The 26,922-nt window shown below is 69.7% G+C and carries 19 protein-coding genes; 6 read left to right on the forward strand and 13 right to left on the reverse strand.

Translation table 11 applies throughout. From position 1 onward, the window contains the following. Positions 1-197: 197 nt before the first annotated feature. A complete protein-coding gene (locus CFK41_RS01350) occupies positions 198-1,505 on the reverse strand; it encodes an ABC transporter substrate-binding protein (protein ID WP_096798053.1) in 1,308 nt (435 codons plus the stop codon). A gap of 184 nt (positions 1,506-1,689) precedes the next feature. Then, the gene (locus CFK41_RS01355) at positions 1,690-3,978 is read right to left on the reverse strand and encodes a family 78 glycoside hydrolase catalytic domain (protein WP_096798054.1); all 2,289 of its coding nucleotides are present in this window, start codon (positions 3,976-3,978) and stop codon (positions 1,690-1,692) included. Positions 3,979-4,524: 546 nt separating this feature from the next. On the opposite strand from CFK41_RS01355, the gene CFK41_RS01360 reads away from it, so the two are divergent. The 4 genes from CFK41_RS01360 to CFK41_RS01375 all read left to right on the forward strand — a co-directional run bounded on the left by CFK41_RS01360 (position 4,525) and on the right by CFK41_RS01375 (position 8,740). Further along, positions 4,525-5,817, forward strand: a complete 1,293-nt coding sequence (locus CFK41_RS01360; RefSeq protein ID WP_096798055.1) for an ABC transporter substrate-binding protein — start codon at positions 4,525-4,527, stop codon at positions 5,815-5,817. A gap of 4 nt (positions 5,818-5,821) precedes the next feature. Then, positions 5,822-6,754, forward strand: a complete 933-nt coding sequence (locus tag CFK41_RS01365) for a carbohydrate ABC transporter permease (RefSeq protein WP_096798056.1) — start codon at positions 5,822-5,824, stop codon at positions 6,752-6,754. Beyond that, positions 6,751-7,581 carry a carbohydrate ABC transporter permease gene (locus CFK41_RS01370; protein ID WP_096798057.1) on the forward strand — a complete coding sequence of 277 codons (831 nt, stop codon included), beginning with the start codon at positions 6,751-6,753 and terminating at the stop codon, positions 7,579-7,581. Before CFK41_RS01365 ends, CFK41_RS01370 begins: the two co-directional genes overlap by 4 nt. Before the next feature lie 172 nt (positions 7,582-7,753). Beyond that, complete coding sequence (locus CFK41_RS01375) at positions 7,754-8,740, forward strand: LacI family DNA-binding transcriptional regulator (protein WP_151904805.1); 987 nt, start codon at positions 7,754-7,756, stop codon at positions 8,738-8,740. Positions 8,741-8,757: 17 nt separating this feature from the next. Here CFK41_RS01375 and CFK41_RS01380 read toward each other — a convergent pair whose 3' ends face one another. The 11 genes from CFK41_RS01380 to CFK41_RS01430 all read right to left on the reverse strand — a co-directional run bounded on the left by CFK41_RS01380 (position 8,758) and on the right by CFK41_RS01430 (position 25,178). Then, positions 8,758-10,266 (reverse strand): rhamnulokinase, encoded by a 1,509-nt coding sequence (locus CFK41_RS01380; protein ID WP_096798059.1) that lies wholly within the window; start codon positions 10,264-10,266, stop codon positions 8,758-8,760. An 86-nt stretch (positions 10,267-10,352) separates the two neighbouring features. Then, on the reverse strand, positions 10,353-12,425 hold the full coding sequence (locus CFK41_RS01385; RefSeq protein WP_096798060.1) for a bifunctional aldolase/short-chain dehydrogenase: 2,073 nt from the start codon (positions 12,423-12,425) through the stop codon (positions 10,353-10,355). A gap of 2 nt (positions 12,426-12,427) precedes the next feature. Continuing rightward, positions 12,428-13,606: an L-rhamnose isomerase gene (rhaI, locus tag CFK41_RS01390; RefSeq protein ID WP_096798061.1), complete on the reverse strand. Its 1,179-nt coding sequence runs from the start codon at positions 13,604-13,606 to the stop codon at positions 12,428-12,430. A gap of 158 nt (positions 13,607-13,764) precedes the next feature. Beyond that, entirely contained in the window at positions 13,765-15,702 is a 1,938-nt protein-coding gene (locus tag CFK41_RS01395) for a polysaccharide lyase family protein (RefSeq protein WP_096798062.1), read from the reverse strand. A gap of 46 nt (positions 15,703-15,748) precedes the next feature. Then, positions 15,749-17,086, reverse strand: a complete 1,338-nt coding sequence (locus CFK41_RS01400; RefSeq protein WP_096798063.1) for a Gfo/Idh/MocA family protein — start codon at positions 17,084-17,086, stop codon at positions 15,749-15,751. Between the two features lie 54 nt (positions 17,087-17,140). Then, positions 17,141-19,249, reverse strand: coding sequence for a hypothetical protein (locus CFK41_RS01405; RefSeq protein WP_096798064.1), 2,109 nt, complete (start codon positions 19,247-19,249; stop codon positions 17,141-17,143). After that, on the reverse strand, positions 19,246-20,853 hold the full coding sequence (locus CFK41_RS01410; RefSeq protein WP_096798065.1) for an extracellular solute-binding protein: 1,608 nt from the start codon (positions 20,851-20,853) through the stop codon (positions 19,246-19,248). Before CFK41_RS01410 ends, CFK41_RS01405 begins: the two co-directional genes overlap by 4 nt. Positions 20,854-20,887: 34 nt before the next feature. Next, on the reverse strand, positions 20,888-21,754 hold the full coding sequence (locus CFK41_RS01415; RefSeq protein WP_096798066.1) for a carbohydrate ABC transporter permease: 867 nt from the start codon (positions 21,752-21,754) through the stop codon (positions 20,888-20,890). A gap of 65 nt (positions 21,755-21,819) precedes the next feature. Further along, complete coding sequence (locus tag CFK41_RS01420; RefSeq protein ID WP_407641132.1) at positions 21,820-22,830, reverse strand: ABC transporter permease; 1,011 nt, start codon at positions 22,828-22,830, stop codon at positions 21,820-21,822. Between the two features lie 240 nt (positions 22,831-23,070). Beyond that, positions 23,071-24,072 (reverse strand): LacI family DNA-binding transcriptional regulator, encoded by a 1,002-nt coding sequence (locus CFK41_RS01425; RefSeq protein WP_096798068.1) that lies wholly within the window; start codon positions 24,070-24,072, stop codon positions 23,071-23,073. Positions 24,073-24,179: 107 nt separating this feature from the next. Further along, entirely contained in the window at positions 24,180-25,178 is a 999-nt protein-coding gene (locus tag CFK41_RS01430) for a LacI family DNA-binding transcriptional regulator (RefSeq protein WP_096798069.1), read from the reverse strand. 391 nt (positions 25,179-25,569) lie between these two features. Between CFK41_RS01430 and CFK41_RS01435 the strand changes: the two genes are divergently transcribed. Together CFK41_RS01435 and CFK41_RS01440 are read left to right on the forward strand one after the other, a co-directional pair. Beyond that, positions 25,570-26,226, forward strand: coding sequence for a DUF1961 family protein (locus CFK41_RS01435; protein WP_096800879.1), 657 nt, complete (start codon positions 25,570-25,572; stop codon positions 26,224-26,226). Then, positions 26,226-26,906, forward strand: a complete 681-nt coding sequence (locus CFK41_RS01440; protein WP_096798070.1) for a DUF624 domain-containing protein — start codon at positions 26,226-26,228, stop codon at positions 26,904-26,906. Before CFK41_RS01435 ends, CFK41_RS01440 begins: the two co-directional genes overlap by 1 nt. The last annotated feature ends 16 nt before the right edge of the window (positions 26,907-26,922 follow it).

The following is a 26,922-nucleotide window of genomic DNA, read 5'->3' on the forward strand; positions in this document are numbered from 1 at the left end:
GACCTGACGGGCCTGACCCGTCGGCTCCGGGGCTGCGACCCTGACGCGACGGGCCCGACCCATCGGACCTGTCCCGTCGGACCCGACCCTGCGACCCTGACGCGATTGTGCGCTGTGCTTCCACGGCTGGAAGCACAGCGCACAATCGCGTTCAGTGCCCGGATGCGAGCGGGCCCGGCCGGCCCGGGCCCGGGAGGTCAGCCCTCGGGCTGCATCCCGGTGAGGATCTCGAGGATCTCGTCGGCCGCATCGGAGGGCGAGGTCTGGCCGAAGAGCACCGACTCCGCGACGCGGGTGTACTCGTCGCCGAAGCCGACGCCGCTGGCCGGGGTGACCACCGGCGGCTTCACGACCTCCTTCTGCATCTCCTGGGCGAAGTCGAGGGAGACGAGCTCGCCCTCCGAGAGCTGCGGGCGCACCGCCTCCTGGATCTCGGGGAAGGCGGGGATGCCGCGCTCGATCTTGAGGATCTCGGCGGCGCCGGGGTCGGTGAGCATGAAGCTGGTCAGGGCCGCGGCGGCCTCGGCGTCGCCGGTCTTCGCGCTGAGCGACCAGTACATCGAGGCCTTGTTGACCATCGCCGCCTGCCCGCTCTCCCGGGCCGGCATGCGCAGCAGCTTGAGCGGCTCGCCGGTGGAGTCCTGGAAGGTGAGGATCTGGGAGCTCGGCACCTGCTGGAAGGCGCAGAGGTTGGTGGCGAACATGCCCTGCTCGAGGCTGGCGCCGGCGTTCTCGATCTGGGCTGCGGCCTCGGGTGCGGCGCCCTGGTCGCCGAGGCTGACGCTGTACTCGAGGAGGGAGACGATCGTGTCCTTGGTGACCATCTCCTCGTCCTCACGGGGGAACAGCTGCTGGTTCCCGCTCTGGCGGGCCCAGGCCGCGAGATCGCCGGAGCCGCGGCCGAAGCCGCTGGTCCCGAAGACCTTCTCCCCGGAGCTCTTGCCCCACTCGCTGATCTCCTTGCTGAGGGCGAGGAAGTCGTCCCAGGTCCAGGTGGTGTCGTCGGGGAGGTCGATCCCGGCCTTCTCCAGCAGGGTGGGGTTCATGCCGGTGGCGTAGAGGTTGAAGCCGTTCGGCGCGCCCACGAGCGTCCCGTCGGAGAGTCGGCCCGTCTCGAGGATCGCCTCGTCCATCGAGGAGAGGTCCAGCGAGTCCTTGACGGTGTCGAGGTCGAGCAGGGAGCCCTTGCTGCCGTAGGAGTCGATGTACGCCTCGTCCATCTGGATGATGTCCGGGGCGGCGCCGCCCGCGGTCTGGGTGGCGAGCTTGTCCCAGTAGCTCGACCACTCCGAGTACTCCGGGGAGATCGTCGGATCGGGGTGGTCCTTCGAGTAGAGGTCGAGCACCTCCTGCGTGAGGCCGGCGCGGAGCTCGGCTCCCCACCAGTACACGCGCAGGCCGGAGCCCTCGCCCGAGGAGCTCTGGGCGTTGGGGCCGCACGAGGCGAGGGCGGGGACGGTGCCCGCTGCGGCGAGCAGGGCGAGGGCATGGCGACGGCTGAGCATGAGGCTCTCCAGGGGGATCAGGTCGGGAGCGGGAGACGGCGGGTACGGGTGGGGCCCGGCCCGCGAGGGTGCTGCGAGGCTGCTCCGCCTCGAGTCCCCGCGAGAGGATCCCGCCCCGCACGACCCCAGAGTCTCCGCCGACGGAAGCAGTCAGTCAACCGCTTTCCACCAGTTGCGTCGCTGATCAGAAAGTCGTGACCCCGGCGCCGACGATGCGCACCTCCTCGCCCGGCAGCACGATCTCGGCCTCCGCGCCCTCGGGGATCGTCGCCGTCCCGTGCAGTCCGCCGGCCGTGACCTCCCAGGACACCTCGATGCGCCCGGCGGCGGAATCATAGGCGCCCTTCGCCCAGTCGATGCCGGGTCCGGGGGTGGGCTGGATGAGGATCCGGCGGTACCCGGGCTCGGCGGGGCGGATGCCGAGCACGACCTGGTAGATCCAGTCCGCCACCGCGCCGAGGGCGTAGTGGTTGAAGCTCGTCATCTCGCCGGGGTTGATGGAGCCGTCGGGGAGCATCGAGTCCCAGCGCTCCCAGATCGTGGTGGCCCCCATCGAGACGGGGTACAGCCAGGAGGGGCAGCCCTCCTCGAGCAGCAGGCGGTACGCGTCCTCGACGTGGCCGGTCTCCGAGAGCGCCCAGGTGATGAAGGGCGTGCCCGCGAAGCCGGTCGAGACCCGGTATCCGGCCTCCTGGACGAGGGCGGAGAGACGCTCGCCGGCACGTTCGCGGGTGGTCTCCTCCAGGAGGTCGAAGGCGATCGCGAGCGAGTACACGGTGGTGCAGTCCGAGGTGATCGTGCCGTCCTCGTGGACGTAGGCCTCGGTGAACGCGGCCAGGGTGCGATCGGCGAGCTCCTGCCAGCGTGCGGCGCCGGCCTCCTCGCCGAGCAGGCGGGCCGTCTCGGCGGCGAAGCGTGCCGAGCGGACCAGGCAGGCCGTCGCCACCACGGCCTTGTCGGCCTTCGCGTCGGCGGCCGCCTCCGGCGGGGCGTCCGGATCCAGCCAGTCCCCGAACTGGAACCCGGTGTCCCACAGCCCGCTCGGGGAGAGCGCCCGCTCGACCGACTCCAGGTGCAGCACCATCCCGGGGTAGTGCTGGCGCAGTCGGTCGAGGTCGCCGTAGGCGTTCCAGAGGGCCTCGGCGACCCAGACCGCGGCGTCGCCCCAGATGGCGGTCGGGGTCTCGGTGGGCTCGCCGTCGGAGAACGGGACGGTGCGGCCCAGCTTGAGGATGTCCGGCACGACGAAGGGCACGAAGCTCAGCGGCGGCAGCTCGACCTCGGCCCGCACGTCCAGCAGCCAGTTGTGGAGGAAGTCCGAGACGTCGAACTGATAGGCCGCGGTCGCGGCGTAGGCGGCGATGTCGCCGGTCCAGCCCAGGCGCTCATCGCGCTGCGGGCAGTCCGTGGGCACGGCGAGGAAGTTGCCGCGCTGGGACCAGATCGAATTGCTGATCAGCTGGTTCACCCCCGCGTGGCTCGACTCGAACCAGCCTGTGCGTTCGATGTCCGAGTGGACCACCACGGCCTCGATGTCCTCGGCGGCGAGCTCTCCGGGCCAGCCGGTGACCTCGGCGTAGCGGAAGCCGTGGAAGGTGAAGGTCGGCTCGTAGGCATCGCCGGCAGGATCTCCGGACAGCACGAGGCGATCGGTGGCCTTCGCGGTGCGCAGCGGACGGGTGCCCAGCTCCTCGTGCTCGAGCACCTCGGCATGGCGCAGGGTGATCTCGGTGCCCGCCGGGCCCGCGACGGTGAAGCGCAGCCATCCCACCAGGTTCTGGCCGAAGTCGAGCAGGGTCGCGCCCGACGGGGAGGTCCAGATCTTCTCGGGGCGACGGGACTCGTGGCGCGTGATGAGCGGGGAGGACTGCTCGACCAGCCGGGACCGGTCGAGCTCCGCCAGGGTCACCGGGCGCGGGTCCCCTGCGGCGAGGCGACGATCCTCGTGCTGACCGTGGTAGATCGTCGCGAAGGTGATGGGCGAGTCGACGGCGGTCCAGGACTCGTCCGTGGTGATCGCCTGCGTCGAGCCGTCCTCGTACGTGATGTGCAGGGCGGCGAGGAACGCGTTCTCGTCGCCGTAGTTCGCGTCCGCCTCGCCGAAGCCGAAGTCGCCGTTCCACCAGCCACGGCCGAGCAGCACGGAGAGCTGCACCTCCTCGTCGCCGCGGCGGACCAGCTCCGTCACCTCGAAGCGCTGGACCTGCAGCCGGGATTCGTAGACGGTCCAGCCGGGGTTGAGCACGGACTCCGTGGCGGGCTGCCCGTTGATGCTGGGCTCGTAGACCCCGTGGGCCGTGGCCACCAGGAGCGCGGACGAGATCTGTGCCGCGGGCTGATCGAGAGCGGCAGCGGTGCGGAGCACCGGGGCTCGGCCCTCGGCGCCCGTCGCGGAGATCGCGGCGGCGCCCTCCAGCGCGGGCTGCGGGTCGACCGTGGATCCGGCGGAGGCGACAGTAGGGGCAGTGCTCATGGTTCCACCTCGTGGTGTTGGCGATCAGGGGCGATGCGGGCGGTCTCGCCCGCGGGGTGCCAGGTCCGGCGACAGTGCTGGTCGGGTGTGCGCCGGCGGCCTTCGCTGGTGCCCGCGCACGCCCATTCTTCTGAAACGACTCAACGAAACTAGCACTTCCGGCGTGGCCCAACAAGGGGTGATCCGCCTTTTGTTGGCCAGCATTTCCCTCAGTGTGGGATTGTGGGCGCAGCCGGGTGTCGGCCGTCAATGCCCGGGGCCGTTCGGCGAAGAGAATCTGCAGGCAGTGAGGGATTTCAAGGCGAAGGGGTCGACGGTCGCCCTGTCGTCGGGGACCGGTCGGGGGAGCCGTGAATGGGAAAGCGATTGCCAATTCGGGGGCTCGCGGTCTCCGGCGAGAAAAGTCGCCGCAACTCTGCCCGGAGCCGTTGACAGGGTGGATCGGCCTGCTTACTCTGGCCAAATCTTGGAGCGTTTCAACAATGCTCGGATGGCTCACCGACGACGGTGGAGCCCGTGGCTTACGACGAAGTAGGTGCAAATCTCATGGCATTCTCACGACGCGCGTTCATGGCCGGGACCGGCCTGGCGGCATCCTCCCTCGTGGTCACCGGCTGCAGCGCCGGTGGCGGCGGGGGAGCGGTCACCTTCCTGGTGGACAACGACCCCAACACCATCGCCGCCACCGAATCGCTCATCTCCGCCTTCAACTCCTCGCAGACCGAGCACGAGTTCACGATGGAGTCGCGGCCCGGAGGCACCGAGGGCGACAACCTCGTCAAGACCCGCCTCAGCACGCAGGACATGCCCGACGCGTTCTCCTACAACTCGGGGTCGCTCTTCCAGGCGATACGTCCGGTGCAGAACCTGCTCGACCTCTCGGATCAGCCGTGGGTGAAGCGGCTCGCAGAGGCCTTCCCGGCGTCCGTCACGGCCGAGGGCAAGGTCTACGGAGCACCGCACGGCGGATCGAACTCCGGCGGGATCTGGTACCACAAGCCCACCTATGAGGAGCTCGGCCTCGAGGTCCCGCTCACCTGGGATGACTTCATCGCCAACGCGCAGGCCGCGAAGTCCGCCGGGAAGCATGGAGTGATCCAGAGCTACGGCGACACCTACACCTCGCAGTTCCTGGTCCTGGCCGACTATCACAACGTCGCCACCGCCAATCCCGACTTCGCCGACCAGTACACCGCGAACCAGGTGGGTTTCGCGGACGACCCGGCGGCCTTCGCGTCGTTCCAGCACATCGAGCAGATCGCCAAGGAGGGCCTGCTCAACGAGGACTACGTGTCCACGACGCTCGAGCAGGCGATCGCCTACCTGGCCACGGGCGAGGGCACCCACTATCCGTTCTTCGCCAGCGGCATCTCCGAGATCAAGGCCAACCACCCCGAGCAGCTCGAGGACGTCGGGTTCTTCGCGATGCCGGGGACGGATGCCTCCACCAACGGACTCACCGTCTGGATCCCCAACGGCCTCTACATCCCGGGCACCGCCGAGAACCCGGACGCGGCGAAGGCGTTCCTGGAGTTCGTCACCAGCGCCGAGGGCCTGGGCGCCATGGCCGAGGGCTCCCAGCCCACAGGGCCGTACATGGTCTCCGACGTCCCGCTGCCCGATGACATCCCCACGGCGATCGCCGAGCTGCAGGAGTACTTCGATACCGAGGGCGCCACCACTCCCGCGCTCGAGTTCGTCTCCCCGGTGAAGGGACCGAACCTGGAGAACATCCTCATCGAGCTGGGCACCGGCTCCATCGACGCGAAGACGGCCGCCGAGCGGTACGACCAGGACGTCGAGAAGCAGGCCCAGCAGCTCGGCCTGGAGGGCTGGTGAGCTGATGGCCCTCGCTGTGAACCCCGATATCCGGTCCCGACCCGTCGACGCCCCGGAACCCGCGCGGCGCAGGAGCAGCTACCTCGCCGCGGCGTATCCCCTCTGGTACTACCTGCCGGCCGCGCTGCTCTTCCTCGTGTTCTTCGCGGTGCCGACCTTCGCCTCCTTCTTCTTCAGCCTGACCAGGTGGAGCCTCTTCGACTGGGAGTTCATCGGCCTGGAGAACTTCCGGCAGTTCCTCTCCGAGCCGCAGCTGATCGGCTCGCTGCGGAACACGGTGGTCTATGCCTTCCTCACCAGCGGCGCGAAGGTCGTGCTGGGGATGGCTCTGGGACTCCTGCTCACCTCCGAGATCCGGGCACGGGGCCTGCTGCGGTCCCTCGTGTTCTTCCCGGTCCTCGTCTCCACGATCGGCGTGGGCGTCATGTTCACGACGATGATGCATCCGACCGACGGCCTGCTCAACACGACGCTCGCACTCGTCGGCATCGAGGGGCCGAAGTGGCTCGCCGATCCTCAGCTGGCGCTGATCTCGGTGGCCCTGGTCGACATCTGGAAGGGCGTGGGCCTGGCCACCGTCATCTACATGGCGGGCATCGTCGCCGTGCCGTCGGAGTACTACGAGGCGGCCCGGGTCGACGGCTCCGGCGGATGGAGCACCTTCCGCCACATCACGCTCCCGCTGGTGCGGCCCGCGACGTTCACCGTCATCACGCTCTCGCTCATCGGCGGGCTGCGCAGCTTCGACCTGATCTGGGCGATGACCAGCGGCGGTCCTGGATTCGCCTCCGACGTGATCGCCTCGGTGGTCTACAAGCAGTACCAGGCCGGCTTCTACGGGCTCTCGACGGCGGGCAACGTGATCATGTTCCTCGTCGTCATGGTGATCGTGCTCCCCCTGAACTACTTCATGCGCCGCGCGGAGGTCGACCAATGAGAAACCGGATCCGAGTCAACCTCGTCAGCGCGCTGACCCCCGTCGTCTTCCTCATCGTCTTCGTCGTTCCCTTCCTGCTGGTCCTCGTCAACGCCGTGAAGGATCGGCAGGAGGCCTCGGAGCTGAACCTCTCCCTCCCCAGCTCGTTCCATCTGGTCGAGAACCTCCGGGAGGTGTTCGAGGCCCGCGACTACATGCTGGTCACAGCGATGGTGAACAGCACCGTGCTCACCATGACGAGCGTGGCGGGCATGGTCATCGTGGCGGCGATGGTGGGATTCGTGCTCCAGCGCCGACGCAGCAGGATCAACGGCCTCGTCAACGCGGCCGTGCTGATGGGACTGATCGTGCCGCCGGCCGTCGTCCCCACGATCTGGGTGCTCCAGTCGATCGGGCTGTTCAAGACGCTGCCCGGTCTCATCCTCGTGGAGATGACCTTCGGCATCTCGTTCTGTGTGCTGCTGTTCCGCGCCTTCATGTCGACGGTCCCCAAGACCCTCGACGAGGCGGCGATCATCGACGGCTGCGGGCCGCTGCGCCTGTTCTTCCAGGTGATCCTCCCGCTCCTGAAGCCCACCGTCGTGACGGTGATCGTGGTGCAGTCCGTGGCGGTGTTCAACGACTTCGTCCACCCGCTGTACTTCCTCCCCGGGGAGAAGAACGCGACCGTGCAGCTCACCCTCTACAACTTCATGAGCCAGTACTCCACCCAGTGGAACCTGCTGTTCATGAACATCCTCCTGATCACGATCCCCCCGCTGCTGGTCTTCCTCTTCTTCAACCGGCAGATCGTCGCGGGGATGACCTCCGGAGCGGTGAAGGGTTGAGCTCGGCACAACCGGCCAGGTGGGCGCGGCGTCAGGACGGCGTGCGGCGGGTGAGAGACGCTAAAGTCGCAGGATCCAGGGCTCTCCAGATCTCGACCGATCGGATCTACACCGGGGAGCCCTGCGAGCCGAGCGAGGGGAGTGGGCCGTGGCCGGAGGCCGTCTGGTGAGCATGAAGGACGTCGCGCGGCGCGCAGGCGTCTCCGTGGGCACCGTCTCCAACGTCCTGAACCGCCCCGAGATCGTCTCCGGGGACCGCCGCGAACGGGTCGAGGCGGCGATCTCCGAGCTCGGGTATGTGCGCAACGACGCGGCGCGTCAGCTCAAGCTGGGCCAGTCCCGCACCGTCGGCGCCATCGTGCTGGACTCCGCGAACCCGTTCTACGGCCAGCTCGTGGGCGGTATCGAGGGCGCCGCGGAGGACTCGCAGCTGATGGTGATCGCCGGCAGCACCGGCAACCGCGAGCAGCGGGAGCGCCTGTACCTCTCGCTGTTCGAGGAGCAGCGCGTGCGTGGGATCCTGCTCGCCTCCACCGGAGGCAGCGCCGAGCTGGTCGCGGCCATCCGCGGTCGCGGCACCCCGGTGGTGCTCGTGGAGAGCGAGCCCGGCGCCCACGGCTCCTCCGTGCGCGTGGACGACATCGCCGGCGGCCGGATCGCCGTCGAGCACCTCGCCGGCCTGGGCCGCCGACGGATCGGGGTCGTCGCCGCGCGCCAGGACCTCCGTCAGGTCGCCGACCGGCTGCGCGGGGCTCGAGCGGCCGCGGAGGCCGCCGGGATCGGATTCGAGGTCATCGAGGCCGAGGACCTCTCCGTGCTCGCCGGCCGCACCGTCGGTGAGGCCGTGGTGGCCCGGCCGCGCGCGGAGCGGCCCGACGCCGTGTTCTGCGTCAACGACCTGCTCGCGGTGGGCGTGCTGCAGGCCTTCGCCTTCCGCCACCAGGTCGCCGTCCCGGAGGAGATCGCCCTGGTGGGCTACGACGACATCGCCTTCGCCCGCTCCACCGTGGTGCCGTTGACCTCCGTCTCCCAGCCCGCGGACCTCATGGGCCGCACCGCCCTCGCACTCCTCGAGGAGGAGATCGCGAGCCCCGAGGCCCCGCCGCGGCAGGTGAGCTTCACGCCGACGCTGGTGGAGCGGGAGTCGACGATCGGCTGATCCTCGGGATGGGACGCTCAGGCCCCCGGCACGAACTCCTCCAGCTCCACGCTCGCCCGCACCAGCTCCCGGATCGCCCCGGGCTCGTCGGCGATCGCGCCGAGGGCGCGGCACTGCAGCGCCACGTTCCCCAGCGCGGTCGCCTCCATGGGGCCGGCGACCACGTCGATCCCCAGCGCCTCGGCGGTGAGGCGGTTCAGCAGCGCGTTGCGGCTGCCCCCGCCCACCACGTGCAGCCGCTCCGGGAGCGGCACCTCGGCGAGACGGCACGCGGCGTGCAGCTCCTCGCGGTAGGTCTCGGCGAGGGACTCGAGGATGCAGCGCACCAGCTGGGCGGGGGTGCGCGGGGCCTCGTCCTCGCCGGCCAGCGGTCGGGCCGCGGCGGTGACGCGGTCGGCCATCCGGCCGGGGGCGAGGAAGTCCGGGTCGGTGGGGTCGATCCGGAAGCGGTCGCCCGGCACGGCGGCGGCCGCCTCCAGCAGGTCCGCGAGGTCGACGTGCGCGCCGTCCTCCTCCCACTGTCGGATCGACTCGCTGACCAGCCACATCCCGGCGACGTTCTTCAGCAGGCGCACGGTGCCGCCCACTCCGCCCTCGTTGGTGAAGCCGGCCTTCCGGGCCTCCTCGGTGAGCACCGGGGCGTCGAGCTCGAGCCCGATGAGGGACCACGTGCCGGAGGAGATGTAGGCGACCGGGCCGGTGCCGGGGGAGGGGACGGCGAGCACCGCCGAGGCGGTGTCGTGGGACCCGACGGCGATCACCGGCACCTCGCCGATCCCGAGCCGCTCGGCGAGCTCCGGCCGCACCGTGCCGAGCTGCTCTCCGGGGTGGATCAGCGGGGCGAACAGCGAACGGTCCGCCCCGACGGCGTCGAGGAGCTCGTCTTTCCAGTCCTCGCCGTCGGCGGCGAGCAGACCGGTGGTCGAGGCGTTGGTGCGCTCCGTGCGACGTCGGCCGGTGAGGAGGAACCCGACGAGATCCGGGACCAGCAGCAGCGTGCTGCCCTCCGGCAGATCCGTCAGGCGATCCTCCGCGGCGAGCTGGTAGGCGGTGTTGAAGGGCTGCTGCGCGATGCCGGTCAGCGCGAACTGACGCTCGCGCGAGACCTGCTGCGCGACCCGCTCGGCGACGCCGTCTGTACGGGAGTCGCGGTAGGCGACGACCTCCCCGATCAGCGCCCCGTCGCCCGCGTCTCCGTCGGGGCCGACGACTCCGTAGTCCACCGCCCAGGAATCCACGCCGATCGAGGCGAGGCCCGGGAGCCCGCGCACCAGCGCGAGATCGTGCGCGTCGGCGAGGCCCTGACGGATCTCCGCCCACAGCGCGTCGAGGTCCCAGCTCAGGTGGCCGTCACGCTCCACCAGCCGGTTCTCGAAGCGATGCGCGGGCACCAGGTCGATCCGGCCGTCCTCGAGCACCCCGAGCATCACCCGGCCGGAGGTCGCCCCGAGATCGACCGCCGCGACCCCGAGCGGCGCGGCCGCCCGCTCGGCACCCGTCGGCCCCGCACCCGTCGGCCCCGCCATCTCCCCGCGCCGGCGCGGTTCGGACCCACCAGCGGGTTCAGAACCGCGCCTCGGCGGCGCGTGGCCGTCGCCGAGGGACCCCGCGCTCATCGCAGGAATGCCGCGGCGACCCCGGCGTCGACCGGGATGTGCAGGCCCGTGGTGTGCGAGAGGTCCCCGGCGGTCAGCGCGAACACGGCGTTGGCGACGTTCGCAGGGAGCACCTCGCGCTTCAGGAGCGTGCGCTGGGCGTAGTACTCGCCGAGCTTCTCCTCCTCGACGCCGTACACCTTCGCGCGGCTCGCGCCCCAGCCACCGGCGAAGATGCCGGAGCCGCGCACCACCCCGTCGGGGTTGATGCCGTTGACGCGGATCTGATGCCCGCCGAGCTCGGCGGCGAGCAGCCGCACCTGATGCGCCTGGTCCGCCTTCGTGGCCGAGTAGGCGATGTTGTTCGGGCCGGCGAACACGGAGTTCTTCGAGGAGATGTAGATGATGTCCCCGCCCATGGCCTGGTCGATCATCACCCGCGCCGTCTCCCGGGAGACCAGGAAGCTGCCGCGCGCCATGACGTCGTGCTGCAGGTCCCAGTCCTTCGCCGTGGTCTCCAGCAGCGGCTTGGACAGCGAGAGCCCGGCGTTGTTGACGATGAGGTCCAGGCCGCCGAAGGCGAGCACCGCCTCGGCCACCATGGCGATCACGGCCTGCTCGTCGGAGACGTCGGCCCGCAGCGCCACGGCGCGGTCGCGGCCGCCCAGCTCCTCGGCGGTGGCCTGCGCGTTCTCGAGGTTCAGGTCCGCGATGACCACGCAGGCGCCCTCGGCGACGAGCCGCTCCGCGGTGGCCTTGCCGATGCCGGAGCCGCCGCCGGTCACGAGCGCCACGCGGGTGGCGAGCGGCTTCGTTGCGGGGCGGCGCTGCAGCTTCGCCTCCTCGAGGGCCCAGTACTCGATCCGGAACTTCTCCGACTCCTCGATGGGGGAGTAGGTGGAGATCGCCTCGGCGCCGCGCATCACCCCGATCGCGTTGACGTAGAACTCGCCGGCCACGCGGGCCGTCTGCGCGTCGGCCCCGAAGGAGAACATGCCCACGCCCGGGACCAGCACGATCGCCGGATCCGCGCCGCGCATCGCGGGGGAGTCCGGCGCGGCGTGCCGCTCGTAGTACGCCGAGTAGTCGGCCCGGTACTGCTCGTGCAGCTCCTTCAGCCGCGCCACCGAGTCATCGACCGGGGCGTCCGCGGGGAGATCCAGCACCAGCGGCTTCACCTTGGTGCGCAGGAAGTGGTCCGGGCAGGAGGTGCCGAGCTCGGCGAGCGGGGCGAGCTTCTCGCTCGCGAGGAACTCGTGGACGGCCTCGGTGTCCGTCCAGCGGCCCACCATCGGGGCGTCCGTGGAGGCGAGCCCGCGAATCACGGGGAACAGGGCCGACGCCTTCGCGCGGCGCTCCGCCTCGGGCAGCGCCGCGCGGCTCCCGTCATGCGTCCCGAAGGGCTCCGCCGTCCCGGTGCGCTCGATGAACGCGGTCGCCTCGGCGATGATCCGCAGCGAGTTGGCCTGCGCCTCCTGGGAGGTCTCGCCCCAGGCGGTGATGCCGTGACCGCCGAGGATGCAGCCGATCGCCTGCGGGTTCTCGCGCTTGATCGCCGCGATGTCCAGGCCCAGCTGGAAGCCGGGACGGCGCCACGGCACCCACGCCACCGCGTCGCCGAAGCACTCGCGGGTCAGGCGCTCGCCGTCGGCCGCGGTGGCGAGCGCGATCCCGGCATCGGGGTGCAGGTGGTCCACATGGGGTGCATCCACGAGCGCGTGCATCGCGGTGTCGATCGACGGGGCCGCGCCGCCCCTGCCGTGCAGGCAGTAGTCGAAGGCGCCGACCATCTCGTCCTCGCGCTCCACGCCCGGGTACACGTCCGCCAGGGCGCGCACGCGGTCCAGGCGCAGCACGGCCAGGCCTTTCTCCTGCAGGGTGCCGAGGTCGCCGCCGGAGCCCTTGACCCACAGCAGCTCGGTCTCCTCGCCGGTGACCGGGTCGGCGGAGGTGCCCTTGGCGGAGGTGTTGCCGCCGGCGTAGTTGGTGTTGCGGGGGTCGGCGCCCAGCGCGTTGGAGCGGGCCAGGAGCTCGGCGACGGCCGGGTTCGTCGGCGCTGCCGACGGGTCGGTGGTGGTCGATCCGGTCATGCTCAGGCTCCCCATCCCATCTGGTTGCCGCCGACGCGTTCCGCGGCGACCTTCTCCTCGTAGCCGCTGGCGCGGAACGCCTCGAAGGGCTCCGCGGGCAGGCCCTGCTCCTCGCGGAAGGCCGCGAGCGCCGGGCGGACGTCGGTCCAGAAGGCGTCCATGAGGATCGCGTTGGCCTCGAGCACGTCGTGGCGGTCCTGGGCGTCGGCGAGGGCCGCGCGGTCCACCAGCAGCGCCTTGGCGAGGGTCTCCTGCACGTTGAGCACGGAGCGGATCTGCCCCTGGATCTTGGACTCCAGGTTGTGGCACTGGTCGAGCATGAAGTTCACGCCGGAGGCAGGGCGGTGCGCATCCTGCTGGACGATCTCGAACAGGATCCGGAACAGCTGGAACGGATCCGCGGCGCCGACGATCAGGTCGTCGTCCGCGTAGTTGCGGGAGTTGAAGTCGAAGGCGCCCAGACGGTTCTGGCGCAGCAGCTGCGCCACGATGAACTCGATGTTGGTGCCGGGGGCGTGGTGGCCGGTGTCGAGCACCACCTGCGCCCGCTCGCCGAGGGCCAGGCAGTGCAGAAGGCTCGTGCCCCAGTCGGGGACGTCCGTGTGGTAGAACGCCGGCTCGAAGAACTTGTACTCGAGCACGATCCGCTCGCCCTCGCCGACGCCCGCGTAGATCTCGGCGAGCGAGTCGGCCAGGTGGTCCTGCCGGGCGCGGATCGAGTCCTGGCCGGCGTAGTTCGTGCCGTCCGCCAGCCAGATCTTCAGCTCGTGGGAGCCCGTGGCCCGCATGACCTCCAGGCACTCCAGGTGGTGGTCGATCGCCCGGCGGCGCACCGAGGCGTCGCGATGGGTGAGCGAGCCGAACTTGTACTCGTCGTCCTGGAAGGTGTTGGAGTTGATCATGCCGATCGAGACGCCCTGCTCGCCGGCGAAGTCCCGCAGCGCGGAGAAGTCCTCGACCCGATCCCAGGGGTAGTGCAGCGAGACCCGTGGCGCGGAGCCGGTGAAGGCATGCGTCTGCGCGGCGTCGGCGATCTTCTCGAAGGGGTCGCGCGGGGTGCCGGGCGTGCCGAACACCTTGAAGCGGGTGCCCGAGTTGCCGTAGCCCCAGCTGGGGACCTCGATCGAGAACTCGGCGAGGTCGCGGGCGACCTCGGTGGGCAGGGTGGTGGGAGTGGTCATGAGGACTCCTTCGGTGGTCGCGGAGGCGCGGAGGCTGCACGATGAGGGCTGACGTGGCGGCGGCGCCTGCGGAAAGGCCCGCGAGATTGTTGAAACGACTCAAACAAGGGTAGCACGAGAGGGTTCGGATCCGGTGGGGAGCGGGGCGGGGGCGGTTCTCAGAGCATGCGCAGGCGGAGCGCGTCGTAGGTTGCCTGGACGGCGACGTCCGGGACGTCCTCATTGATGGTCATGGTGATCGTGTTCTCCCCGGCCCGCAGGTCCTTGCCGGGCAGTCGGAAGGACCTGCGATAGTTCCGTGCTCGATTCGCGCTGCGATAGATCGCCCCGCGGGCGTCGTCGCCGAGGAACTCCCAGACCTGCGGTGCACCGTCGTTGCAGCGCACCGTCAAGGTGCTGGGGAGGTCCGGATTCGGCACGGCGGAATCCAGTGACCAGCCCGCCAGGGCGATCGTCAGCTCCGCCGTCCGGTCCCGAGCCGGTGCGCTACGGAGATCGAAGATGATCCGCCATGGCGCGGCGGGTTCGCCGTCGACCAGCTGGGGCTGCGTGAAGTACCAGTCCGGGTGCTCGGCCCCGATCACGTGCTCGACCCCGTCGGGGAACAGCTCCGAGTACTCGGAGAGGCTGTCATAACGCCGTGCTCGTGCGCCGCCGGGGAACTCCACGGAGGTGCCGTCCGGGGAACCGATCTGCCAGAGCTGCTCAGGGGGCCGGGTCCCTTCGCCCTGTGAGCTCACGTCCGACGCTCGCCACCGGACCGTCAGGCGAAGATCCCCCTCCACCTCGACACCGTCCTGTACGTGCTGGTCCCAGATGCCGTCTCTGCGGACCGTGAGGCGATAGGTCCCCGGTCGCACCCCCTCCAGCCGGAAGCTGCCGTCGGGGCTCGTCGAGCTCCAGTGCTGGAAGCCCTCGGTGGTGTCCTGGGCCGGCACACCCTCGTCGGAGAGGACCACCAGCGCACCGTCGGGGCCGTGCTGCTCGCCGCGATCGGCGCCGAGGAGCTGCACCCGGCCGCTGACCGTCGCCCGTTTCGTGGTGGGGACCCAGCCTTCAAGACCCGCAGCATCGTAGAGGCGGAGGTGCTCGGGGTCCGCCACGCGCTGCTCGGCCTGCGCTCGCAGCTCCTCCGGTGAGCCGGCGACGCCGAGATGCACGTAGTGCGGGCCGTACGTCTTGGACCAGTCCCCGTCGACGACCACGGGGCGGGCGCCGTAGTGCGTCGCGTGCGGCTCCAGGAGGAGGACGGGGGCGTCGCTCGTCTGATGCAGGGTGAGGTCCTGGCGGTCCGGACCACCGTTGAAGCTACTGCGATCAGAGAGGACGGCGAAGGCGCCCACCCAGCGGTCCTCGAGTCGGCCGTACAGGCCGTGCACCGCATGCTCGCGCATCGAGATCGCCCAGTCGTACTTGGTGTAGTGACGCCGTGCATAGGCGCTGTCGAGGCCGTCGAGGTCGTAGGTAGCATCCATGACCATCTCCGCTGCGGCAAGCTCGGCGGGCGTCGGCAGGAGGGCCGCCCCCGCTCGCCACGGCTCGCCGAACTCGTCGTCCTCGAGGCTCGCGTGCGTGAAGATCTCCGGATCCAGCCAGCACACGAAGCGATGCTGCTCGATGCTGATCGCCGGGTGGCCTTCCTGGTGGGCGAAGCGAGGAGCCAGGTGGAATCCCGCCTCGCCGGCCCGAAAGAGGTACACCCGGTCCCGACGGTACGGAGCGCCGGTCGATGGAGGGATCGTCACCGTCACCACCACGGCGTCCGCGACGCGCCGCACCTCGTAGCCCACGCTCTGCTGGGGCATCTCGACCAGCTCGCCGAGCACCGTGACGTTCTGGTCGAATCGTCCCCTGCCCTTCTCCCCGATCAGCTCCTGTCCGTCGAGCTGCAGAGAGGTCATCCGTCCGTCGGACTCCTTCCACAGCACGGCGCGGACCCGGCCGTTGTCGATGATGATCTCGGTGGGGGTCTCGGTGACCTCGGGCATGGCTGTTCTCGCGGGGTCCGCAGAGGCAGAGGGGAGCACCCCTGTCGCCAGGAGCGAGCCGGCGGCTGCGCCGGCGGTGAGATGGAAGCTGCGGCGGGTGATCGGCATGAGGTCCTCTTCGTCGAAGGTGGATGCGGTGTCGTGCTCGGGGGCGTCAGAGCGGGAGCGAGAACGAACCGACGTCGACCGTGCACCCCTGGGAGAAGGACTGGTCGGCGGCGATGCCGATGGCGGCGCTTCGCAGGCCGTCGGTCCAGGTCGCGCGGCGCCCCAGAGGATCCGGAGCATCGCCGACGAAAATGTCCTCCAGGAGCATCGCGTCGCCACCGCCATGGCCGCCACGCCCCTCGGGGATGGGGATCTCGACCGCCCGCTCCCACTGGCGCTGGAGACGCAGCGTGCTCCGGCGCGGGCGGACCTCGGAGGCCGAGGTGGTGGAGGCCCCCTCTTCCTGGGAGCTCGGGTCGATCTCCGCATCGGCGGTCGCCCGATGGGGGCGCTCGCACACGTCGAGCTCGATCCTGCCGCGGGTGCCGTTCAGGGCCACCCGGTATCCCTCCCAGGGCGCGTAGGCATACAGGCTGTAGGTCAGCGCCGCTCCGCCGCGGTACCCCACCAGCACGTTCATGGTGTCTTCGATGGTGACGCCCTCGCCGAACACGTTCTGGTCCCGCGCATAGCCGTCGGCCCGCTCGGCGTCGAGGTTGAGCGCCCGCAGACGGTCATCCGCCGCCAGATCGACGCGGAAGGGATCGGAGGGCGGAAGCTCCCGGCTGGTGCGGGCCGACGGATCCACGCCGTGCTCCGCCGCGTGCTCGGCTCCGTAGAACCGTCTCGACCCCAGCGCGGTCACCTGGGCGGGTGAGTCGCCGAGCCACCAGTTGACCAGGTCGAAGTGGTGCGAGGCCTTGTGGATCTGCAGGCCGCCGGACATCTCCTTCTGTCGGTGCCAGCGACGGAAGTAGTCCGCCCCATGGCCCGTGTCGAGCAGCCACTCGAAGTGCACAGAGGTCACGGTGCCGATGGAGCCGTCGGCCACCAGCTGGCGCACCAGGGTGTTGCGCGGCGAGTATCGGTAGTTGAAGGTCATCAGGATGCGACCCGAGGATCGCTGCGCGGCCCCCGCGATCGCGCGCGCCTTCTCGGCGGTGGTGGTGATCGGCTTCTCGACCACGACATCGAGGTCATGGGCCAGGGCGCGCACGATGTAGTCGCTGTGGAGGGCGTCGGGGGTGGTGATCACGATGACATCGGGGGACGTGGCGGCGACCATCGCGTCGAAGTCATCCGGGGCCCAGGAGGAGGGAACCGGGGTGGAGGGCGACAGCTCGGCGACGAGCCGGTCGTAGTACTGCATTCGGATGGGGTTCGTGTCGCACCAGGCGACCGGCGTCCCAGCGTCCGCATGCTGGCCGAGGACGGCCCGGACGTACATCTCGCAGCGATGGCCGGTGCCTACGAAGGCGAAGCGGCGGGGTCGAGGGGTGTTCATGAAGCTCTTCTCCTGCACCCCTAGGGGCGCGGCTCGGACGGGAGGCGGATGATCTCAGGGGGAGGGGATGAAGCCCTCGGAACGGATGTCCCAGTCGGGCGGCAGCCCGGGGCACGGGCGGTCGGGGGACCCGTCCCAGCCGCCGGCCATCAGGGCGATCGCGGACAACAGCCCTCCGTTCCCGGGCAGGTAGAGCGGCAGCGAAGCCGTCTGTCGGTTGTGACCGTTGGCGAGAACGACGTTCTTTCCGGTGTCGGTGAGGAGCAGGTCGACGGCCTGGTCGGGTCGTCCCAGCCGGGCGGCGGTCATGGCCATGACGGGGTAGTCCCATCCCCATGTGCTCGACCAGTCCCAGTTCGAGAGCACGTCGTCGAGGGTTGCCCCCATGACACCCGCATCGATCAGCGCCGTCCCCGGCAGCACGCCGAGGGCGCACAGCATCGAGGGGTGGTCCGATCGGATGGTCCATGGCGAGATCCCGATCGCGGGGTAGATCCCGTTCCGCGGCGTCGGAGCACGCATGCCCTCGTGCACGGCCACCCACTTCTCGGGCGGCTCCTGGCCCCGTTCGCGGACCCACTCACAGGCCAGCCCCAGCGCCCAGTGCCACGCGATGAGCTCGAAAGTGGGATTGCGAACCTCTCGCCGCATGCCGCCGTAGCTTTCCTGCGCAGGGATCAGCGGAGGGGGCAGCTCGTAGCCGTGCTCGGTGCGGATCGCGAAGGACGCCATGAAGTCCGCGGTGGCACGGATCAGGTCGTCGAACTCGTCGGTGACCTCTCGCGCCGCCTCCCCTCCCTGATCGTGAATCGCAGCGCGGCGCAGCAGCTCGACGTAGTGGATCGGGTGGGTCTGCTGCCAGATCAGGAACGGAGCGATCCCGCTGGGAGTCTCCTCGCCCTCGGGGCCGACCTGCTTGGGCCAGCGGGCGCCCTCGAAACCCTGCAGGGAAGCCATGTCCAGGGCGCGCGGCAGGATCGTCCGGTACCAGCTCAAGCTGCGTCTCAGCAGTTGGGGCCGTCCCCAGAGCGGGAAGTGCGCGGAGTGCCACCAGTGCATCTCCAGATGCGACTTCCCGCGCCAGGAGTTGCAGACCAGGCCGGTCTCCTGCGGCGGCATCTCGCCGGAGCAGTGGATGGCGGTGAGGTACTGGGAGAGCACGACGCGCCTCTCGAGCTCCTCGGCGCGCGGGTCGTCGACCGCTCCGAGGTCGAGCGCGGCACCGGAGTCCCAGAAGTCCCGCCAGTGCGAGGCGCAGCGTTCCTGGACCATGTCGACGTCCAACGGCTCGTCCTCGCGGCCCGGGGGGAGGAAGTCAAGGACGAGATCCATATCGGGGGTCGGCGACGTCAGTTCCACGAGGTGCTCTTCGGAGGAGGAGACCTCGGCATCGCTCCGGAGCAGAACGCTGTACCGGGTGTCGTCCAGCTCGCGCTCGACACGCCACAGACCCTCGGCGAGGCGCTCGGTCGCAGAGCCGTGGCGGCTCGGCGATCCCCAGTCCTGAGCGTTGTGCCAGGCCGTGTTCCCGTAGCTGAAGGTCAGAGCGACGGAGAGGCCGTGCTGCAGCGCGGAGGATCGGATCCTCGCCGCGACAGCGCTGCGCTGCGGATCGCAGCAGGTCTCCACGTCGACCCGGTGACCCTCGATCTCCCACTGCGAGGTGATGGTTCCGGTCAGCAGCTCGAGCCGCTGTCGCACGGGAACCACCTCGCCGAGCTCGAGCGGCCGGCCGTGCCGGCGGAACCCGATGGTCCCCAGATCGAGGCGGTGGGGGTTTCCGCGGAGCACGAGGTCCTGGGGTCCGGAGCCCTTCTCGGTGCCGCCGGAGACCGACCCGTGCATGTCGACGTACTGGACAGGTCCTCGATCGGAGTCGTACCAGGTCAGCGAATCCCTCCAGGAGAACTCCGCAGCGTCGGGGTTCCGGTGCCAACCCCAGGTAGACAGCGTCCCGAGCAGGGTGCCGGGGTCCTCGGCGGGATCGCGGGGCGACACCGGATACGACGTCGGCAGCGACTGGAGTCCTGTGGCGTCGACCGTCACGGCGAAGTTGCCGTTCCCCGTTCCCAAGGGAGATCTCGGGTCGATCCCGGTGAGCACGACGTCGTGCCGGGAGACGAGGGCGCGACGGTCGATGCCCCGACGGAGGGCAGTGGTCACTTCTCGCCCGCCAGGAGGGCGAGGTACTCGTCGCGGATCGCGTCGCCGCCTGCGGCCTTCCAGTCGGCCACTGCGGTGTCGAAGTCGGCGACCGGCCGGCGGCCCTGCACGATCTCGTCCATCATCGCCGAGACGGCCTTGCTGATCTGGCCGCCCTTGCGGGTGTCGGTCTCGGAGTACATGCCCTCCGTGGGATCCGGGACGCTCTCGGGGATCACAGCCAGCATGTGCTCGTGCTCGCGGCGGATCCCCTGTTCGCTGCCCGGGTGGTAGAGCACCATCGGGGCGTCTGCGATGTACTGCTGCCCTAGGTACAGCTCCCCCTGGGTCTCGGGGTTCGGCACCGGGTCGCCGCCATCCATCTCGTAGTGAACGCCGTCGACGCCGAACTTGCGGAAGAGGTACTCCTCGGTCCCGAAGGGGGCGGCGAGCCAGTTCATGATCGATAGCAGGGTCTCCGTCCGCTCCGCGGACGACTTGTTCAGCGCGACGATGCTGTGCGTGGGGGAGCGGCGCCACAGCGCGCCGCGGCCGCCGTCGAAGCCGACCATGTCGATTGCGGAGAGGGCGAAATCGTCCGCCTTCCCCAGGGCGAGGTAGGCGGGCCACGCGCTGTAGGAATCACCGGTGAAGTACGCCGTCCCTGCCATGAACCACTGCTTGTACTGGGCGCTGTTCGAGGCGAAGGAATCGGGGACCACGACGCCGGCCTCGACGACCTTCCGGGTGGCCTCGAGAGCCTCCTTCATCTGGGGGTGCTCGTAGGAGCGGGTCAGCTCACCGCCCTCGTAGCTCCATACGTTGGGGACCGCGAGCATCTGCTGGATGTAGTTCCCCGGTGCGGACGTGAAGGCCCAGACGTTGCCCCGTTCGTCGGTGACCTCTGTGGCGAGGTCGAGGAGCTCCTCGAAGTTCTTCGGTCCGGAGTCGATCCCCAGGGAGTCCAGCAGATCCTGGCGCTGGTAGAGGATCGTGCACTGCATGACGCCGCGGGGGATCGGGACCGCCATGATCTTCCCGTCGAGCATGACGTTCTGCCAGCTCTCGGTCGGTATGTTCGCGAGCATCGGGTAGTTCGCGATCGCGTCCCCCGACAGGTGCTCGCTCAGATCCACGGCCTTCGCCTGCAGCATCTGGGGAACGGAGTTCGCACCGCGGGAGACCTGGAAGATGTCGGGGAGATCGTCTCCCGTCATCACCGTCGCGAACTTCGCGTCGTAGTCGTTCGCCGGGGTGATCGCGATCTGGAACTCGGAGCCGATCCGATCGTTGAGCTCCTGCCAGTACTTGTTCTGATCCATCGACGGCGGGATCGGTTCCGAGGACTGGGCCATCAGCGTGACGGGTTCGCCATCTCCCGGGGTCCCCTCGATCGCCTTCGTGGGTGAGTCCGGATACGTGAAGAATGCAGGCGGGATGCCGTCCTCGGTCCCTTCGAGGTCAGGGGTGACGCCGGCGTACCGGGTGTAGGTCGGGAACTCCCCGCTGCCGGAGACGGTCGCGGCGGGACCGGATCCGCCACAGCCGGTGAGCGAGGCACTGGTGAGGACCCCGAGGGCGGCTGAGCCTGCGAGGAGCGAGCGGCGGGGGAGCGTGAAAGACATGGTGATCTCCTGTGATCGAGGTCGTGGAACGGGGTCAGCCCTTGACGGCGCCGGTGAGGACGCCCTTGGCGAAGTGCTTCTGCAGGAAGGGGTAGATGACGAGGATCGGCACCAGGGAGATGACGAGGATCGCCATCTGGATGGAGGGTTGGGGCGGCAGCGACTCCAGCGTCGAGAGATCGCCCTGATCGAGCTGCGCATTGTTGATGACATAGGTCCGCAGAACGAGCTGCAGAGGCCATCTGGCCGAATCGTTGAGGTAGATCATGGCGTTGAAGAACGAGTTCCAGTAGCCCACCGCATAGAACAACCCGATGACGGCCAGCACCGCTTTGGAGAGCGGCAGGACGATGCGTCCAAACACCTGGAGCTCGCTGGCCCCGTCGATCTTCGCGGACTCGATGAGCTCCGCCGGAATTCCCCCGAAGAATGCACGCATGACGATCACGTTGAAGGCGCTGATCATCGTCGGGATGATGAGTGCCGCCAGCGAATCGATCAGCCCCACCCCGCGCACCACCAGATACGAGGGGATGAGCCCGGGGGAGAAGAGCAGCCCGAACAGGACCAGCATCAGCATCGTCCTGCCGGCGAAGAGGCCGGGCCGGGAGAGCGCGTACCCCAGGAGGCTCGTCACCGCGAGCGAGCTGAGGGTGCCGACGATGGTGACGAAGGCGGAGACCGCGAGGGCCTGGGTGACCACGCCTCCTCCGAGGATGGAGGAGTAGGCCTCCCAGTGGAGCGAGTCGGGGAGGAGGACGAACCCGCCGTTGCGCGTGACATGCTCGGGGCTCGACACGCTGGTGGAGAAGATGCCGACGAATGGAACGATCACCAGCGAGCAGCAGATCGTGAAGGCGATGCCCTTGAGGATCCGCAGGGGAAGGCTCGGGGCCTCCATGCCGTTGGCGGTGCGCCGCCGTCTCCGACGTGGTCGGGCCGTGGACTGTTCATGCGTTATGGCGGTCATCCCTTGTACACCCCGTTCTCCCCGAAGATGTGGGCGAGCTTGTTGGCTGCGAGTACGAGGATCACGCCCACCAGGCCCTTGACCAGGCCGACTGCTGTCGAGACTCCCCAGCTGCCACCCACGATCCCGTTGTTGTAGACGTAGGTTTCGAGGACCTCCGAGTGGGCGATGCCCACGGCCGGCTGCTGGAGGATGATCTGCTCGAATCCCACGGACAGGGAATCGCCCAGCTTCAGGATGAGCAGCAGGATCACGATCCCCTTGATGCCCGGGAGCGTCACGTGCCACATCTGGCGCCAGCGGCCTGCGCCGTCCACGGATGATGCCTCGTACAGGGTGGAGTCGATCTGGGAGAGCGCCGCCAGGAAGATGATGGTCGACCAGCCGGTGTCCTTCCAGATCACCTGCGCCGTGATCAGCCCGAAGAAGATGTCGGGATTCCCGAGGATGTCGAGGGTCTCCCATCCGTTCGCACGGAGGAAGTTGTTGAGGAGTCCTGCGCCGCCGAGCATGCTCTGGAACAGGGCGACCACCACGACCCAGGAGAGGAAATGGGGCAGGTAGAGCACGGACTGGATCACTCGCTTGAGCCTCTCGGACAGCAGGCTGTTGAGCGAGAGCGCGAGGATGATCGGGGCGGGGAACACCAGGACGGTCTGGATCAGGGTGAGCACCAGCGTGTTCTTCAACGCGATGAGGAACGCGGAGTCGCCGTTGACGAGGACCGAGAAGTTCTCGAGCCCCACCCAGATCGAATCCCGGATGCCGAGGAAGGGCTGGTAGTCCTGAAAGGCGATCACGTTGCCCAGCAGCGCCACGTAGTGGAACACGATGAACAGCAGCATGCCGGGAAGTGCGAAGAGAAGCAGCGCCCTATCGCGCCGCAGACGCGTACGCCAGGAGAGCGGGGGGCGGGGCGGAGGTGGGGAGGGGGAGTCGTCGGGCGAGGAGGTCTCACCGGACGCTCCGGGTGACGGAGGAACTCTTCCGTCGATGGCTGAAGTCATGGAGGGCGCTCCACTCGATCGATGATTGGGACGTTTCAACATCGGGTCGTCAGTCACCTTCGACTGTTCGTGGCGGCGAGGTCGTGCGCTCAGCCGCTGGCGATGTGCGGTGAAGCAAACCATGGGAGCAGGGCACCGTCAAGGGCAACCGTTTGCCTGAATCTCGTCAGGCGCGTTCAATAGGCCACCTGACCTGTGCGTAGCTCTGTCAATCGAAAGGAAAAAATATGCCTCGCGAAGTCAGATCGTGGAGCCGCGCACGACGATCTGGGACGGGACGACGATCTGGCGATCAGCGACCTCTCGCCCCTCGAGCACGTCGAGGAGCAGGGTTCCTGCGAGACGGCCGATCTCGGTGAGGTCCTGATCGATGCTGGTCAGACCCGGAACTGTGGCGTCCACCATGGCGTCCCAGTTCCCGAAGCCGGTGATGGCGACATCCTCCGGGATGCTCCGGCCGTGGGCCCGGAGGCGCTCGAGGGCGCCCCGGGCGATCTGGTCCGAATCGCAGCAGATCCCATCGAAGTCCACCCCCGAGGCGATGGCGATGTCCACGGCTCGGCGTCCCCAGGCCTCGCTCCAGGTGCCGTGCATCGAGGGCTGCACCAGATGGTCCCCGGCGGCATCCCTGACCGCGGCGGCCTTGACCGGAGCGGTGCGCGCACGGAGCGGCCCGGAGATGTGGAGGAGGCGGGTTCTGCCGAGGGCGAGGAGGTGCTCCACAGCGAGCGTGATGCTGTGGGCACGGTCGCTCACCACGGCGAGCTCGTCGGGAGAATCCGGGGTGTCGAAGGTGTAGACGGTGGGAATGCTGCTGGTCAGCGGACCGCTGATCCCCTGAGGGCGGTTGGTGATGATCAGCCCGTCGACGCGACGCTCGTGCAGCGATCTCAGCAAGTGCTGCTCGCGCGCGTAGTCGTCTCGGGTGTCGCTGAGGATCACCGCCATCTTGCCCACGGCCAGTGCATCCTCGGCCCCCATCAGGATCGGCATGGAGAAACGGCCGAAGCTGTCGGTCGTCAGGAAGCCGACCGTGTACGAGCGCCCCTGCGAGAGGCCGCGCCCGCGCGGGTCCGCGACGAAGCCGAGCCGGTCGGCGACGGACTGCACGCGGTCACGGGTTTCCTGCTTCAGGGATCCGGTGCCGTTGAGCGCCTTGGAGACTGTGCCCACGGAGACTCCGGCTGCGCGTGCGACGTCGCCGATCCGTGCTTTGCCTGGAGATGTGCTGCGCGTGGGCATGCGGGAACTGTACGACACCGGACTCTCGGACGGGTTCTCCTGGCACGGGTCGGTCTCGGCGTCGCCGGGTGGGCGGAAACCGATTGCCGTCGCGCCGGCGCCCGCCCTCACCGCACCGGCGCCGGCCCCACCGACTCCCGCCAGATGACCTCCGTGATCGACGGCTGGTCCATCGTCGGTGCGTCGCCCCGCATCACCCGCAGCAGCTCCTCGAGCAGCTCGCCGCCCTGGCGGTGGTGGTCGATGCGCACCGTGGTCAGCGAGGGGGCCATCCAGGCGCTGAGCGGCAGGTCGTTCCAGCCGGTCACGCTGAGCTCCTCGGGGACCCGCCAGCCGCGCTCGGCGGCGCCGCGGACCGCCCCGGCGGCGAGCAGGTCGTCGTCGGCGAGTACCGCGGTGGGGCCCGTGTCGGAGGGCAGGTCGAGCACTGTGCGCCGTGCGGCGTCGGGATCCCAGCCGCAGTCCACGACCTCCGCCGCGGGCAGGTCGAGCTGTTCGGCGGTGTGCAGGAACGACTCCCGGCGCCGCCGGGAGGAGGGGTGGGCATGGTCGCCGCCGAGCAGGAGGAGCGAGCGGTGACCGAGGTCCACGAGACCCGTGACCAGCTCCGCCATCCGGTTCGCCTCGGAGAGCGGCCCCACGTCACGCAGCTTCCGGTCGTACACGGGGGCCGAGACGATCGGGGTGGTGCCCAGGCGGCGGCCCTCCGTCTCGGGGAGGTCGGTGAGCGAGAGGACCGCCTCGTACAGCCCGGAGTCGGCCAGCTCCACCACGCGCTCGTCGAGCCGGTCGCCCGGGGGCAGGGTCACCACCTCCACGCCGAACCCGGCGACCCGTGCGGCGTCGGTCGCGCCGCCGATCAGCTCGAGGGAGTGCCGGACCTCTCCGGCGGGGACGATGAGGGCGAGCCGTCCAGTCGAGCGGTTGCGCATCGCGCGGGCGACGAGGTTCGGGCGGTAGTCGAGCTGGGCGACGGCCTGGTCGATGTGGGCGGCCAGCATCGGGGAGACGGCGGCGTCGCCGCGCAGGTGCCGGGAGACCGTCTGGTGCGAGACCCCGGCGAGACGGGCGACATCGCGGATGGTGGGCCGGCGGGCCTGCGTCATGGGGCCTCCTCGATGGGTGGGTCTCGGCGCCGACGGCGACGGTGCGCAGATCACGATCTCACAACGGGTGACCGTTCATCCGGCATTCGGTCCGACGGTTCCGAGTGACAGCCTCCGGGCCGCCCTCTCGGCGGGCCGGATGGCGCTGTGGAGAGCGAGTCCGCAGGTCCCGGGAGCGCGCCGATGCTCGGCGCCGACATCCATGAGTCCGCAGGTCATTGCAGAGTGAACGGTCACTCGGACGAGGGTGGACTGCAGGCCCGACGGGTCCCGGAACCTTTTTCAGGAAAGCGGTTGACAGCCAGAACTGGAACGATTCAAGATGGCGCTCGTCGACGCGCTGCTGGGCTCACGGACGAGCCCGCCGAACCCCGGAGGAGGCGGAGACACGATGACCACGATCCACGCTTCGCCCCTCTCTGCCCCCGAGCACCTCGAGGGCTGGAGGGTCGAGGGGCCCATGGCGGCGAGCTTCCCGACCGGCCGGCTCCGCCTCGAGAGCGCCGTCGATCCTGCCGCGGGGCAGGCCGCGAACTTCGTCGCCTGGCTGCCCGTCGAGCACGAGGGCGATGTGCGCGTGTCCTGGAGCTTCCGCCCGCTGCGCGAGCCCGGCCTCGCGATGGTCTTCTGGTCCTCCCGCTCCCGGGTGGGCGGCTCGATCCACGACCCCGAGCTGCCGCCGCGCACGGGGGAGTACGAGCAGTACCACTCGGGCGCCATCGACGCCTACCACCTCTCCTACTACCGCCGCAGGTGGCCCTCCGAGCGCAGCCTGCACACCTGCAACGTGCGCAAGAGCCATGGCTTCCACCTCGTGGCCCAGGGCGCCGACCCCCTGCCCCCGGTGCTCGACGCGGACCGCGACTACCGCCTGGTCCTCACCTGGCAGCGGAGCACCGTCGACCTCACGATCGACGGCATCCCGTGCCTGCGCTGGACCGACGACGGCTCCGTGGGCGGCCCCGCCCACCGGGGCGGCGCGCTCGGTCTGCGGCAGATGGCGCCGCTGATCGCCGAGTACTCGGACCTCCTCGTGGAGGCGCTCTGATGGGGCGGGCGGCGCAGGCGCTCTCGGGCGGGATGGATCTCGTCCTGCGCGCGCTGGTGCTCCAGGGCATCTGGCTGCTGGGCACGCTCGCGGGCGGCCTCGTGCTGGGCTGGGCCCCGGCGACCATGGCCGCGCTCGACGCCGCCACCTGCGCCGAGCGGGGCGAGCCGATCCGCTGGCGGCGCGCCGCGCAGGTGTGGAGAGGCTCCTTCCTCCGCAGCCAGGTCACCCTGGGCCTGCCGGGGCTGTTCCTCGTGCTCGCGGTCGCCGCCGCGCTCAGCGGACTCCTGCCCGTCGGCCTCGAGGTCGTGCTGTGGCTCGCGGCCGGTCTGCTGCTCATCGCCCTCGCGCACATCCCCGACCTCGACCGCCGCTACCGCCTCCCGGCCACCCGGGTGCTCGGCCGGTCCCTCGTGCTGGGCCTCGCCCAGGCTCCCACCTCGCTGCTCATGCTGGCGGTCCTCGCGCTGTGGACCGGCATCGTCCTCGCCGTGCCCGGCCTCGCGCCCTTCCTCGGAGCGGGCGTGCCGCTGCTGGTCATCCACCACCTCGTGGACCGGTCCCTGGACCGCAACGAGGACCTGCTCTCCCGCCCGGCGGATCCGCCGGACGGGTACCGGGCCCGACCGCCGAGGGGCACCGCCGCCCCGCCCCGGCCGCGCCCAGCAGCCACCGCCTGAGCCGCTACGCGTCGAG

Origin of the sequence: Brachybacterium ginsengisoli, from assembly GCF_002407065.1 — a bacterium.
In the GTDB taxonomy this organism is placed as follows: Bacteria; Actinomycetota; Actinomycetes; order Actinomycetales; family Dermabacteraceae; genus Brachybacterium; species Brachybacterium ginsengisoli.